Origin of the sequence: Desulfuromonas sp. CSMB_57, assembly GCF_020194955.2 — a bacterium.
Lineage (GTDB): Bacteria > Desulfobacterota > Desulfuromonadia > Desulfuromonadales > Syntrophotaleaceae > JAFCIY02.
On sequence record NZ_JAFCIY020000023.1, the window covers coordinates 1 to 13,510 of the forward strand.

Consider the following 13,510-nt stretch of genomic DNA (forward strand, 5'->3'; position numbering starts at 1 on the left):
AGCAGGTCATCAAAGGCCTCGATGCTGGCCTTGTCCATGTTGGAGGTCGGCTCATCGAGGAGCAGAATCCGCGGTTCCAGCAACAGGGCACGCGCCAGGGCGACCCGCTGCTGCTCGCCGCCGGACAGTTCCCGGGCCCGACGCCGGGCGAAGCCGGACAATCCAACCAGGTCCAGGGCTTCATGAATGCGGCGGTGCTGCTCGTCGCCGCGAATGCCGCGCAGCTTCAGGCCATAGGCCAGGTTGTGCTTCACCGAACTGTCGAACAGATAGGGGGACTGGTGGACCAGGGTGATCTGTTTGCGCAGTCGCTGTAAATCACGGTTGGTCCAGGACACCGGATGGCCGTCGAAAAACAGTTCGCCATGGGTGGGTTTGAGCAACAGGGCGAGAATCTGCAGCAGCGTGCTTTTCCCGCAGCCGTTGGGGCCCACCAGGGAGTAGATGCGGTGCGGGGCAAATTCCAGGGCCTCGACCTGCAGGGCAAGGTGGTCATTGTAGCGCTTTTCGATATTCTTCAGGGAGAGGATCGGGGTCACGACTCACCTCTGCTGCAACAGGTTCAGGAACAGGTTGACCAGCAATGCCACCGACATGAGGAAGATCCCCAGGGCCAGGGCGAAGGCGAATTCGCCCTTGCTGGTTTCCAGGGCGATGGCGGTGGTCATGGTGCGGGTATAACTTCTTATGTTGCCGCCGAGCATCATGGCCACGCCGACTTCGGCGATGACCCGGCCGAAGCCGGCCACCACCGCCGCCATGACGCCGAAGCGGATTTCCAGCAGCAATTGCAGCGCCCCCTGGGTCGGGCTGGCGCCAAGGGTGAGGGCCGTGGGCAGGATGCGCTGGTCGGAAGCGCTCATGGCGCCCAGGGTATAGTGGGCAACGATGGGTGTCGCCAGAATGATTTGGCCGACGACCATGGCGATGGGGGTGAACAGCAGCCCCATGTGTCCGAGGGGTCCCTGACGGCTCAGAAAGCCGTACACCACCAGGCCGACGACGACGGTGGGCAGAGCCATGAGGGTGTTGAGCAGGGTAATGACCAGCCGCCGGCCGCGAAACCGTCCCAACCCGATGGCCAAACCGGCGGGCACGCCCATGAGGGCGGCGAAGACGATGGCGATGAGGGAGACGTACAGGGAGGTCCAGACCGTCAGGTAGACTTCGCGGTCCATGGCCAGGATCAGGTCCAGGGAGGCGAGCAGGGATTCCAGCAGAAAGTCCACGAATAGCTCCTCGTTCCGAAACAGACATCACCCTTCGCCGGAGGCTGGTCGGCGAAGCGTTGTGTTATGAACAGGACCGGGAGTATATAACGAGCGGCGGGAAAAAGGAAAGGTCGTTTTTCCGGGTATACGGCGATGGTCTGAGGCTGGTTCGTAAAGATATAACGGATGCCGCCACCCGGACCGCCGCAGACATGAAAGGAGTATTCGCCATGCTGGGCGCCATCGCCGGAGACATCATCGGCTCACGTTTCGAATGGCACAATATCAAGCACAAGAAATTCGAACTGTTTCACCAGGATTGCCATTTTACCGATGATACGGTACTGACCGTGGCCCAGGCCGACAGTCTGCTGAGCGGCGTGCCGTTTCGCGACAAACTGAAGGAGTATTTTCTGCTTTATCCCCTGGCGGGCTACGGCGGCCGGTTTCGCATGTGGGCCTCTGGTCCGGAACTGGAGCCCTACTATTCCTTCGGCAACGGTTCCGCCATGCGCGTCAGCCCGGTGGGCTGGTTTTTCGGCGATCTGGACCGGGTGCTGGCCGAGGCGCGGCGCAGTGCCGCCGTCACTCACAATCATCCCGAAGGCATCAAGGGCGCCCAAGCCACGGCCGCGGCCATCTTTCTGGCCCGCAGGGGTGAGGACAAGGCGGCGATTCGAGCCTTCATCAAAGAACGCTTCGGTTACGACTTTTCCCCGACCCTGGCTGACATCCGCCCCGGCTACCGATTCGACGTCTCCTGCCAGGGCTCCGTGCCCCAGGCTCTGCAGGCCTTTTTCGAGGCGGCCGACTACGAAGATGCCGTCCGCAACGCCATATCCATCGGCGGTGACAGCGACACCATCGCCTGCATCACCGGCGGCATCGCCGAAGCCTTTTACGGTTCCCTGTCGGCAGCCCTGCAAGGGGAGGTGTTCGCCAGACTCGATGAACGATTGGGAAGGGTGACCAAAGAATTCCTGACCCGGGTCGGCTATCCCGTGCTTATCGCATGACCTGTTCCATGACGTCATGAATATGGGTCAGGTGATGGCGGTCCCGCAGTCGCCGGCTGCCAGGTCCCTCCGCCGTGGTGGGAACAGGCCGATGGGTGTGGTCCTTGGAGGTCCAGGTGACGCAGAAGGACGCGCCGTCGGGCATGACGAAGAGGCAATCAGCGTCGGCCGACCCGGGGGTGGGCCGCTGCAGTTCCATACCGCCGGTTTCGTGATCGGCGGTGACGATAATCAGGGTATCGGAACGGCCGGCGGCAAACTCCAGGGCGACCCGCACCGCTTCGTCCAGACCGAGGGTGTCGCCGATGGCATGGACGGCGTCGTTGTCATGGCTGGCCCAGTCGATCTGGCCGCCTTCCACCATCAGGAAAAATCCGCGGGGATTGGCGGCCAGCATCGCGATGGCGGCGCCGGTCATTTCGGCCAGGCTTGGGGCAAAGGGGCGCACTAGGCCGCCGTCGGCAAACAGGCCCAGTACCCGGTCCCCCGCGGACCATTCAAGGGCGGCCAATTGGTCCGCGCTGCAGACCTGGCGGACCCCTTGCCGGCGCAGTTCGTCGATGAGGTTGCGGCCGTCCCGGCGCCGTCCCGGTTGCGGATGGCAACCGGTTTCCTCCGGCGGCAGAAAATCGCTTTCACCGCCGCCCAGGAGCACATCCAGGTTCGCCTCCGCCAGTTGGGTCGCGATGTTGTCCGCTTCGCGGCGGCTGAGGGCGCGGGCGGCAAACGCCGCCGGGGTAGCATGGGTGACGGGGGTGGTGGTGACCAAGCCGACGCTTTTGCCCTGCTGTTGGGCGCGCTGCAGGATGGTGGGAAGGGGCCGGCCTTCGGCATCCAGGCCCAGTCGACCATTAAGGGTTCGGACGCCGGTGGCGAGGGCGGTGGCGGCTGCCGCCGAGTCCGTGACCTCCCCGGCATGGTTGAGGGTATCGGCCCAGCCCGATATCGCCAGGCCGTCCATGGCCAAGCGGCCTTCGGGGCCATGTTGCATCCAGGTCGCCGCGGTGCGATGCTCGGCACCCATGCCGTCACCGATGAAAAGGATGATATTGCGGGCCGATTCGGGCTGCCGGCCAGGAGTACGGCCGGGCAAACAGGCGCCGTTCAGCAGCAACAAGATGAGCAGAAGGGATCGGGTAGCCGGAATTCGCATGCATTCCTCACTGATCAGGGAGAGATGGGGCATCGTTGTTTATAGAAAGCTATATCGGTGCCGGGGTCGCCGTCAAGCATGGAAGTCGGCGAGAGGGAAAATTTACTTTGTATATCGGCGGGCAGTTCTCTTATAGTTTTTTATCTGGACATGATTAATCCGGTTTTCGGGAATGACCAAGCTTTCGTTTTGGAGGAGAACCATTGAAAACATTCATGCCCGGTTTCCGCCAACTGCTCGACAGCCTGTCCGATGGGGTCTATTTCGTCGACCGCCAGCGGACCATATCTTTCTGGAACCGGACCGCCGAGCACATTACCGGTTTCAGGTCCGGCGAGATGCTGGGCACCCGCTGCCAGGACAATCTGCTCCGGCACGTCAATGCCGAAGGCCTGCTGCTTTGCACGGAGCATTGCCCCTTGGTCAAGGCCATGGAACAGGACCAGAGTGCCGAGGCCGATGTTTTTCTGCATCATAAGGGCGGTCACCGCCTGCCGGTGCGGGTGCGCATCAGCCCGGTCCATGACCCTGCCGGGAACGTCGTCGGCGCGGTGGAACTGTTTGCCGATCTGAGTGAAAAAACGGGAATTCTGTTGCAGTTGGAAGAAATGCGGCGCCTGGCCCTGGTCGATGCTCTGACCGGTCTGGTCAATCGGACCGGCATGGAGCGGGAACTGGAGATTCGTCTGCAGGAGCGGTTTCGCTACGACTGGCCCCTGGGCGTGATGTTTTTCGATATCGACCATTTCAAGGCGGTCAACGACACCTACGGCCACGATGTGGGCGACGAGGTGCTCAAACTGGTGGCCAATACCCTGAAGAGCAATTGTCGGCCCTTCGACAGTTTCTGCCGCTGGGGCGGCGAAGAATTCGTCGGCCTGTTGCGGAACGTGGATGCGGCCACCCTGCTCCAGGTCGCCGAGCGGGTGCGCATGCTGGTCGAGGAATCCTTTATTCTGCACCACGGTACCAGGCTCGGTGTCACCATCAGTATCGGCGGCACTCTGGCAAGGACGGAAGATTCGGCTGAAAGCCTGATCCGGCGCGCCGACCAGCTCATGTATCAAAGCAAGCAGGCCGGCCGCAACCGGGTGACCTGCGATGTGGCCTGATGGTGTGAAAAGGTTAACCAATGAGCCTGGTCATGTATCCCCTCGCGGCAAGGACCATTACCCTGATGCTGCACTGACAACGGTAAGTTTGTTTTAGAATCCCGATGGATTCGTTCAAGGAGGCAGTACCGATGGAGAAGAACAACGGCCCGGCGACCGATACTGCTTCCGTCTCCTTGCCCGTGCGGGCGCCCAAGCGGGAAATTTTCGGCTGGGCCATGTTCGATTTCGCCAACCAGGCCTATACCCTGCTCATCATCACCGTGGTGTTCGGCGACCTGTTCACCCGCGTCATCGTCGGCGATGCGCCCGATTATCGTCTCGGCAACCTGCTGTGGAGTCTTTCCCTGGCCGGCGGTTACCTGCTGGTGGTGATCTGTTCACCGGTGGCCGGGGCCATCATGGACCATACCGCCGGCAAGAAGCGGTTTCTGTTCGCCAGCTATCTGCTTACCGTGGTCGCCACCGTCGCCCTGTATTGCGTCGCCCCGGGCTATGCCCTGCTGGGGGTGGTGCTGCTGGTGGTTTCCAATTTCGCCTACAGTATCGGCGAGGCCTTCATCGCCAGTTTTCTGCCGGAGCTCGGCCCGCCGCAGGATCTCGGCAAGATATCGGGCTTCGGTTGGGCCATGGGCTACGTCGGCGGCATGTGCTCGGCGGTGTTCGTGCTGCTGTTTCTGGGCGAAGTCAGCGCGGAGAACTTTCAACGTATCCGCTGGGTGGGACCCTGGGCGGGCTTTTTCTTTCTGGTGGCGGCCATTCCGACCTTCGTCTGGCTGCGCGAGCGGGGCCGACCGCAACCATTGCCGGCCGGCCGCAGTTACCTCGGCATCGGTTTGGATCGGGTGCGCGCCACCCTGGGCCATATCGGCCGCCGCCGGGACCTGGCGGTGTTGCTGGCTTCGGTGTTTTTTGCCATGAGCGGCATCTACATCATCATCACCTATGCCTTCATTTACGGCGCCCAGGTCATCGGCTGGCAGGCTCACGTGCGGACCCTGATGTTCGTCATCGTGCAGATCACCGCCGCCCTCGGCGCCGTCGGCTTCGGTTATCTCCAGGATCGCCTGGGGGCGCTGCGCACCTACGCCGTGACCCTGGTCATGTGGATGGCGGCCATCGCCCTGATCTACCTGACGCCGCTGCTGACCGAGATGGCGCGTTCTTCCCTCGGTCTCGACTGGCAGGCCCAGTACGTGTTTCTGGTGGTGGGCTGCGTCGCCGGGCTGAGCCTGGGCTCCTGCCAGTCCACCACCCGGACCCTGGTGGGCCTGTTTTCGCCGCGCAGTCGTTCGGCGGAGTTTTTCGGCTTCTGGGGCATGGCCATGAAGTTGGCCGGGGTGTTCGGAGTGCTGGCCATCGGTGTGCTGCAGGCCCTGTTCGGCCTGCACACCGCCATCCTGTTCTGCATTGTCCTGTTCGCCCTGGCTCTGCTCATCAGTCGCGGGGTGGACGAAGGCCGGGGCCGGGCGGGGGCTTGTGACAGCGAGGCCTAACCCGAATCAAGCGCCGCCTGCTGCGGTACTCGCTGCCGGCTGAGCATCCATCAGGGCGGTGGGCAGTGTGAAGCGAAAGCAAGAGCCCTGGCCCAGGCCGGCGGATTCCACCCAGATCTTCCCGTTGTAGAGTTCGACGATTTTTCGGACCAGGGCCAGGCCCAGGCCGGAGCCCTCGGCCTTGGGATCCAACTGGTTGAAGAGGCCGAAAATCTTCTCCTGAAAGGCCGGCTCGATGCCCATGCCGTTGTCCCGGACATGGAACACCGGGCCGTCCGGGCGCTGTTCAAGGCCGATCTCGATGGCCGGCTCGGGCTGGTTCCCCATGTACTTGACGGCATTGTCGACCAGATTCTGCCAGAGTTCCACCAAGCGTCCCCGATCCCCCCAGAATTCCAGGCAAACCTCTTCGACTCGGACCCGGATACCCTTTTCCGTCAGGGAGCCGGCCACCAGGGCCAGGGCTTCGTCGACCACCTGCCGGAAGGTGACCCGTTCCGGTGTGGCCATGAGCCGACCGACCCGGGACATTTCCAACAGATCCACCAGCAGCCGATTCATCTTGTCGGCGGCGGTGTGCATGTAATGCAGATCCGTCTGGATCTTTTCCTGGTCGCCGTCGGCCAGATCCTGTTCGAAATAGCCGAGAAAGGTTTTCAGAGTGACCAGGGGACTTTTCAGATCGTGGGACACGGTAAAGATGAAGCTTTCCAACTCGGCGTTTTTCTCGTCCAGTTCCCGGTTTTTGGCGCGGATTTCCTGTTCTTTCTGCAGCCGTTCGGTCACTTCCCTGCTCAATTCGGCCGTCCGGTGCCGAACCTTGCGTTGCAGGCTGCGCGACCAGAGCAGGGAGCCGAACAGCAGCAGGGTGATGGGGGCGGCGACGAACAGGGAATATTTGAGAATATCGGCGGTGCCTATCCGGGGGGCTTCATAGACGCCCAGCCAACGGGAATGGATGTCCCGGTACTCGCCCGTGGCCTTGATGGCGGCCAGGCCTTCCGTAAACTGTGCCAGCAGGGCCTGGTTGTTGCCCGGCGTGGCGTAGCAGTATTCGGCCGATAGCAGGGACGGCTCGGCAATTGTAAGGTTATTCCAGTTGTGGGCCCTGATCCAGAACAGGGCGGGTACCTTGGCCACCAGGGCGTAGTCACCCTGCCCCTCGGCCAGCAGGCGCAGGGCTTCCTGCTGGGTTTTCACCCGGATGAGCTGTTCCGCATAGCCCTGGCGCTCGGCGGCATCGTGCATGATGTCGCCCTCCATGACAAGCAGCCTTTTTCCGGCCAGATCCGCCATGGTGGCCGGTGGCGCAGTGCCGTTGCGGAATACCGCGACATGGCTGATTAGGGTATGGGGGGGCGAAAAATTAAAATCCCGGTCGCGTTCGGGGGAATAGAACATCCCTTGGATGAGGTCGATTTCGCCCTTCTTCAAGCTTTCTCGAATGCGGCTCCAGGGGCCGAGACGGATCTCCACCGCCAAGCCCAGCTGTTTGGCGATGGCCCGCGTCAGATCGACGTTGTAACCGGCGGGTTCGCCGTTTTTGTCCAGATACTCGTAGGGCGCGTAATCGTTGTCGCCCCCCACCACGATACGGCTGCGTCCTGCGGCAGCCGCCTCGATGGGAGCGAACCATTTGACCCGCAGGCGCTGGTAGGTGCCGTCGGCCATGACCAGGGCCAGACCTTCATTGAGGACGTTCAAAAGGGCGCTGTCGCCCTTTTTGACCGCAAAGCACAAGGATTGGACGAAGCCGTCCAGGGGCGGCCCGACCGGTTTCAGGTTGGTGAGACCCAATTGTTTCATCAGTTGCAGGGCCACCAGTTTTTGGATGACTACCGCGTCGTGGCGGCCTGCGGCCAGTTCGCGCAGGGCCTGCTCGAAGGTTTCGGTGGTGACGATGGTGGCGCCGATGCGGTTCCGCCGCAGGAACTCCTCGGCGTTGTCGCCGCCCATGACCGCCACCTGCCGGCCACGGAGGCAGTCCAGATCATGGATTGACCTTTCGTCCCGGCGAACGATGAGGGTGCCGTGCATGGTAAGATAGGGAAAGGTGAAATCGTACAGCGCCTCCCGTTCCGGTGTTCGGCCCACCAGGGGCAAAACCTGGATGCGACCCGCCGTCAGATCGTCCTTGATGCGATTCCACGGGCCGACCTCGAAGACCACCTGCCGGCCCATGGCGTGCAGGGCGGCCCGCAGCAGTTCGACAGAGAAACCGTCCGCCTGGCCCTCCGCCGTGACAACGGCAAAGGGCGGATAATCGTATTCGCTGGCCGCCCGGAGGGGGACGTCGGCTCGGGAAGGTCCGGCGGGCGCCGCCGCTGCCCGGGATGGGAGCAAAGCTGGCAGAAACAGTATGCCCAACAGCGCCCATGCCGCCGGCAGAGCGCGGCGGAGCATCCTGAAAGGGCTTGGAGTTGGCCTGGGAAGCAGGTGGCCGTCAGTCCGCATGGGGGATGCTCCCTGCTGCTTGCCTGGTGATGGGTGTGCCGAACCTTGGGCTCGTCTCATCTCAACAGATTTCCTGCGAACAGGCCGGTTGCAGCCAAGCGTCGGGCAGTCGGCGATCCTCGCGTAACAGGTCGGCGAACTGCTCCGCCGGCAGAGGTTTGCTGAACAGATAGCCCTGGAAGGTGTCGCAGCCGTTCTGTCTCAGGAAGGCGAGCTGCCGTTGGGTTTCAACTCCCTCGGCAATGGCGGCGATGCCGAGATTATGGGCGATGCTGATGATACTGGTGACCACGGCGGCCTCGCTGGCATTGCTGGTGGCGTCGCGGATGAAGGAGCGGTCGATTTTCAGGTTGTCGAAGGGAAAACGGCGCAGATAATTGAGGCTCGAATAGCCCATGCCGAAATCGTCCAGGCTCAGACTGACGCCCAGGTCCTTGACCGCCCGCAGGGTCATTTCCGCCTTGGCGGGATCGTCCATGATCATGCTTTCGGTCAATTCCAACTCCAGGAAACCGGGTTCCAGGCCGCTGTCGGCCAAAATTTTGCGAATCAGATGCGGCAGATCGCCGGTACGGAACTGCCGGGCGGAGATGTTGACGGCTACCGCCGGCGTTTTCAGTCCGCTACCCTGCCAGGCTTTGACCTGGCGGATAACTTCCTGTAATACCCAACGGCCGATGGGAACGATGAGGCCGGTTTCCTCCGCAAGGGGGATGAATTCGGCCGGTGCCACCAACCCGCGTTCGGGGTGCTGCCAACGCAGCAGGGCTTCGCAGCCAACTATGCGACCGGAAGCCAAATCGACTTTCGGCTGGTAATGCAGGAACAGTTCCTGTCGTTCCAGGGCCAGGCGCAGGGCGCTTTCCAGTTCCAGGGTTTCGCAAACGCGCTGATTCATTTCGGCGGCATAGAAGGCAAAGGTCCCGCGATTTTTTTTGGCCTGGTACATGGCGATGTCGGCATTGCTGATGAGGGTGGCGACGTCACAGCCATCATAGGGAGCGATACTGATGCCCAGGCTGGCGGTCAGGGTCACTTCGCGGCCCTGGAGGCGATGGGGAGATTCCAGGCTGCCGAGGATTTTGCCGGCCAGCAAGCGGGCATTCTCGGCCGCCGTCAACTCGGTCAACAGCAGGACGAATTCGTCGCCGCCCAGGCGGGCCACCGTGTCCACCTCGCGCACGGAGCGTTGCAGTCGCTGGGCCACGGAACGCAGCAGTTCATCCCCGAAGGCGTGGCCGAGGCTGTCGTTGATGAATTTGAACCGATCCAGATCCAGCAGCATGACGGCCACCAGGTGCCCCGACCGATAGGCGTGTCGCACGGCCTGCTCGAGGCGATCCTGCAGCAGGGCCCGGTTGGCCAGCCCGGTCAGTTCGTCATGGGTCGAGAGGTATTCCAGTTCGGCTTCATGCCGTTTGCGCTCGGTGATGTCCTCGCGGACCGCCACGTAATGGGTGATGGTGCCCATCGGGTCGCGCACCGGCGAGATGGACACCGATTCCCAGAAACTGCCGCCGTCCTTGCGCCGACTGTGCAGTTCCCCCTGCCATTCCTGCCCCGTTGCCAGAATCTTGCGGAGTTCCCGGATCTGTTCCGGGGACAGGCTCACCGAGGTCAGCAGGTCGGCGTCGCGCCCGAGGATCTCCTCCAGAGCATAGCCGGTGATGCGGGTAAAGCGGGGATTGACGTATTCGATCACCCCGCAGGGATCGGTGATCATGACTGCCGCCGGGCTCTGTTCCACCGCCAGGCTCAGCTTCTGCAACTCCGCTTCGGCGCGTTTGCGCTCCGTGAGATCGATATCGAAGCAGAACAGTTCGGCGGGCGCCCCCGGCTTGCGCAGGATGGTATGGTTGGAATACACGGTGACGGTGGAACCGTTTTTTCGCACCAGGGTCAGTTCTCCGCCGGGCGGGGCCTGGCCCGTCGCTGCCATCTCGCGGATGGCCGCGCGCAGGGCTTCGTGCTGCTCCGGCGGGACCAGCAGTTCCAGGAGATTTCGACCGAGAGCTTCGGCGGCGCTGTACCCGTAAAGTTTTTCCGAAGCGAGGTTCCAGAAGCGGATGGTGCCCTCCTCCGTGTAGCCTTGCACGGCGACTGTCTGAATATCCTGAAACAGGGTGCGAAAGCGCTGCTCGCTCTCCCGCAGGGACTTTTCCATGATCTTCTGCTGTTGCAGCAGGGTCCACTCCCGCAGGGCGCGCTCGACGACCTGTGGCATGCCGGCGAAGGTTTCGCTGGATTTGACGATGTAATCCAGCGCGCCGGCTTTCATGGCGGCCACCGCCAGCTTTTCGTCCCCGTAGGCGGTCATGATCACGATGGGCCAGGCCTGGTCGCCGTCATGGGCGGCGAGGGCATCCATGGCGCTGCCGTCGGGCAGGTTCAGATCCATCAGGACAATGTCCGGCCGCAGACCGCGGGTGATGGCCAGGCGGTATTCCTGGAGCGAACCGGAGATGGTCAGCGCGGCATTCGAAAGTCCTTTGCGGAAGGCCCGGGCAATAGCTTCGGCATGGGCCGCTTCGTCTTCGACGATCAGGATCTGCTTTTGCGGAACGTTCAAGGGCGGTTCCTCATTGCTTTAGTAGGGGTTCTGGTTCCATACCAGCCAATAGTATCCCAGGGTTTTCAAAAGCGATACGAAGTGGGAGAAGTCGACCGGTTTGACCAGGTAACTGTTGGCGTGGCATTCATAGGCCTTGGCGATGTCCGATTCGGCCGCCGAGGTGGTCAGCACCACCACCGGAATGCGCATCAATTCCGGGTCGTTCTTGACCACCTTGAGAACCTCCAGGCCATCCACCCTCGGCATGCGCAGATCCAGCAGGATGAGACCGGGGCGCGGCGCCTGTCCAGGTTCGGCGTAGCGGTTGCGATGATACAGGTAGTCGAGGGCCTCCTGTCCGTCCGTTACATGGTGGAGATGGTTGGCGACGTGGGAACCCGCCAGGTTGCGCCGCACGATTTCGGCATGGGCCGGATCGTCCTCGGCCAGCAAAATGACAATCGGTTCGCCTTTCATGCTTCCCCCCCTGAAGGATGGTTAAAGGCTTCCGGCAGGGTGAATCGGAAGCAGCTGCCTTGGCCGCTGCCGTCCGATTCCAGCCAGATTCGACCTTTATACAGTTCCACGATGCGTTTCACAAGGGCCAGGCCGAGGCCGCTGCCCTCGCTCTGTCGATCCAGCTTCTCAAACAGGCAGAAAATTTTTTCGGCATATTGCGGTTCGATGCCCACGCCGTTGTCCCGCACGAAAAAAACGGTTTCCGCGCCGCTCCCCCGGGCGCCGACCTCGATGCGCGGCCGGGGCTGAACGCCCATGTATTTGATGGCGTTTTCCATGAGGTTCTGCCAGATCTCCCGGAGGCGCGGCGCGTCGCCGAACAGGTGCAAATCTCCGGCATCTTGGATGTCGACAGCGACCTGGCGTTCGAGAATCCGACCCGCCAGCAGGTCCGCCACCTCCTGCACCAGGTCGTGGAAGGACAGGGCGACCGGTGGGTTGACAAGGCGGCCGATGCGCGACAATTCCAGAAGCTCCTCGAGAAGTTGTCCCATTCTGGCCGTGGCGTCGCGCATGAACCGGAGGTCCTTGGCAATGTTCTCCGCATCGCCGTCGGCCAGATCCTGTTCCAGGAAGCCGAGGAAGGACTTTACCGTCACCAGAGGGCTTTTCAAATCGTGGGACACGGTATAGATGAAGCGTTCCAGTTCGGCATTGCGTTCCTGCAGTTCCCGGGAACGCAGCTGCAGTTCTTCCGCCATCATTTTGCGTTCCGTAATCACCTCGGTATACAGAATGATGCCGCCGATTTCGCCGTTGCCGTCATGCCAGGGGCGGCATTCCCAGCGCGTCCAGTCGATGCTGCCGTCCTGGCGCGGAAACCGGTCTTCCGCTCCGCACAGGACCTCGCCGGCCAAAGCCCGCCGATGGACCTCGCGCCACTTTTCAGGGATATCGGGAAACACCTCGTAGTGCCGGCGGCCGATAACCTGCCGTTCGCCGACCCGGTAATCGGCCAGAAACCGATCGCTGACAAATAGATATTGCAATTCCCGGTCCAGCACCGCGATGGCATTGGGATCGTGCTGGATGATGGTGTGCATGAGGTCGTGCCAATGCTGCAGGCGCTGTTCATTGTGTCGACGTGCCAGCAGGTGGGTGTGAATTTGGCGCCGGCTGCAGCCGATGCCGAGCAGGCCGAGGGCCCAGAGGCCGCCGTAGCCCAACAGGTAGCCGGGCAGCACGGCCTGCATGGCGCGCCGGTAGGGTTCCCAGGGTACCGAGACGCTGATGCCGCCGCGTACCGCGCCGACTTTGAAACCTTGCCGCCCATGACATTTGAGGCAGCCCTGTTCCATGACAATGGGCCGCATCAGGCGCAGGTAGGGTCCGTCATCGAGACGCTCCAGGGACCACTCCTCGGGCTGGCCCTGTTCCAAACGTTTCAGGGCGGCAGTTTCCCAGGAATCCGGCGCATTGTCGGGACGCAGGGGCATCAAGCTGGTGAGGTGGCCGCGGACGCCGAAATCCCGGTCGGCCAGGGCATGCACCTGACGGATCATGTAGGCCGGATTGACCAGGGTCAGCCGTCGACCCGAGGGCGTCTGGATATCACGTTCGGCAAGGTGGGCCAGGTGTGGGTTGGGGGGAGTTGTTTTGCTGGTGGGGACATATACGCCGCCATGGGCGGTTGCCCAGCGCCGGAAGGTGAGATCCTTGCCGAAGCTGTGCCGGGCGGCGGTCCGGGCATTTTCGAGGGCCGCCTGGCGCGCCTGATAATAATTCCAACCGCCCAGGGCGAAGATGGCCAGGGTCCAGCAGGCGGCCATCAGCAAAAAGGGCAGGGCCGGCGGGCCCGGATGTTGAGGGCCGGCTGGTGGAGTTTTCCTGAAGGTCAACCCGGCTCCTGTCGGCAAGTCGCATCTCCCCTGATTCCAGTCGGAAATCCTTATGCACAAAACGCTGGTTAATGCTTTAAAATGCTATGTGTCAGAAAGTTAACATATGCTATTGGATACGACAAAGGTTTATTTGAGCATGGACCTGGTTGGGATGGAA

The 13,510-nt window shown here is 62.2% G+C and carries 10 protein-coding genes; 3 read left to right on the top strand and 7 right to left on the bottom strand.

The window, feature by feature from the left end; all coding sequences use genetic code 11:
- On the bottom strand, positions 1 to 539 hold a 539-nt coding region (locus JQN68_RS06085; protein WP_225073945.1), incomplete at its 3' end, for an ATP-binding cassette domain-containing protein.
- A 3-nt stretch (positions 540 to 542) separates the two neighbouring features.
- Positions 543 to 1,229, bottom strand: coding sequence for an ABC transporter permease (locus JQN68_RS06090; RefSeq protein ID WP_249621061.1), 687 nt, complete (start codon positions 1,227 to 1,229; stop codon positions 543 to 545).
- Positions 1,230 to 1,441: 212 nt separating this feature from the next.
- On the opposite strand from JQN68_RS06090, the gene JQN68_RS06095 reads away from it, so the two are divergent.
- Positions 1,442 to 2,227, top strand: coding sequence for an ADP-ribosylglycohydrolase family protein (locus JQN68_RS06095; RefSeq protein WP_349632303.1), 786 nt, complete (start codon positions 1,442 to 1,444; stop codon positions 2,225 to 2,227).
- On the opposite strand, the gene JQN68_RS06100 is transcribed toward JQN68_RS06095, so the two are convergent.
- Complete coding sequence (locus tag JQN68_RS06100; protein ID WP_225073542.1) at positions 2,217 to 3,380, bottom strand: alkaline phosphatase; 1,164 nt, start codon at positions 3,378 to 3,380, stop codon at positions 2,217 to 2,219. The two genes, JQN68_RS06095 and JQN68_RS06100, sit on opposite strands and share 11 nt — an antisense overlap.
- A gap of 203 nt (positions 3,381 to 3,583) precedes the next feature.
- On the opposite strand from JQN68_RS06100, the gene JQN68_RS06105 reads away from it, so the two are divergent.
- Both JQN68_RS06105 and JQN68_RS06110 read left to right on the top strand, forming a co-directional pair.
- Positions 3,584 to 4,492 (top strand): sensor domain-containing diguanylate cyclase, encoded by a 909-nt coding sequence (locus tag JQN68_RS06105; protein WP_225073543.1) that lies wholly within the window; start codon positions 3,584 to 3,586, stop codon positions 4,490 to 4,492.
- A gap of 131 nt (positions 4,493 to 4,623) precedes the next feature.
- Positions 4,624 to 5,988: an MFS transporter gene (locus tag JQN68_RS06110; protein ID WP_225073544.1), complete on the top strand. Its 1,365-nt coding sequence runs from the start codon at positions 4,624 to 4,626 to the stop codon at positions 5,986 to 5,988.
- Between the two features lie 6 nt (positions 5,989 to 5,994).
- Here JQN68_RS06110 and JQN68_RS14605 read toward each other — a convergent pair whose 3' ends face one another.
- From JQN68_RS14605 to JQN68_RS06135, 4 genes are all read right to left on the bottom strand, one after another.
- Complete coding sequence (locus tag JQN68_RS14605) at positions 5,995 to 8,442, bottom strand: transporter substrate-binding domain-containing protein (protein ID WP_283775410.1); 2,448 nt, start codon at positions 8,440 to 8,442, stop codon at positions 5,995 to 5,997.
- Between the two features lie 61 nt (positions 8,443 to 8,503).
- A complete protein-coding gene (locus JQN68_RS06125) occupies positions 8,504 to 11,011 on the bottom strand; it encodes an EAL domain-containing protein (protein WP_225073545.1) in 2,508 nt (835 codons plus the stop codon).
- 18 nt (positions 11,012 to 11,029) lie between these two features.
- Positions 11,030 to 11,470, bottom strand: coding sequence for a response regulator (locus tag JQN68_RS06130; protein ID WP_225073546.1), 441 nt, complete (start codon positions 11,468 to 11,470; stop codon positions 11,030 to 11,032).
- On the bottom strand, positions 11,467 to 13,350 hold the full coding sequence (locus JQN68_RS06135; RefSeq protein WP_225073547.1) for an ATP-binding protein: 1,884 nt from the start codon (positions 13,348 to 13,350) through the stop codon (positions 11,467 to 11,469). The genes JQN68_RS06130 and JQN68_RS06135 overlap by 4 nt, the downstream gene beginning before the upstream one ends.
- Positions 13,351 to 13,510 lie beyond the last annotated feature (160 nt).